Source organism: Vibrio sp. 03_296, from assembly GCF_002265885.1.
Genome location: NZ_NPKW01000663.1, coordinates 1 through 322 on the forward strand (window position 1 = coordinate 1; position 322 = coordinate 322).

The following is a 322-nucleotide window of genomic DNA, read 5'->3' on the forward strand; positions in this document are numbered from 1 at the left end:
ACGAGTCGCCCCCTTTCAAGCGAACCACGCGTTTTCCTTCCAATGCTTTTGTCACCAAAATTTGGTTGATCTCTTCTTGCGGAACACAATGAAAATCGAGTTTTTTGCCTACGTAGATCATTTCCGCCTTTTCGTTGGCTAACGCGAGAATTTCCGGTGAAACCAAACGGTCGTATACCACCACTTCCGCTTGTTGAATCACTCGGTAACCCTTGACCGTGAGCAAATCCGGATCGCCAGGCCGCGCCGACAAGAGAACAAAACCTTGATTTGCAATGAGGATAAAGAAGTTAGCGTCATGGTTGAGCCTATTGAATAAATT

Annotated in this window: 1 protein-coding gene; it reads right to left on the bottom strand. The window is 46.3% G+C overall.

The window, feature by feature from the left end:
* Nucleotides 1-253 (bottom strand): SAM-dependent methyltransferase (locus tag CIK04_RS26990; RefSeq protein ID WP_325205884.1); only part of this gene is annotated, 253 nt, incomplete at its 3' end.
* Nucleotides 254-322 lie beyond the last annotated feature (69 nt).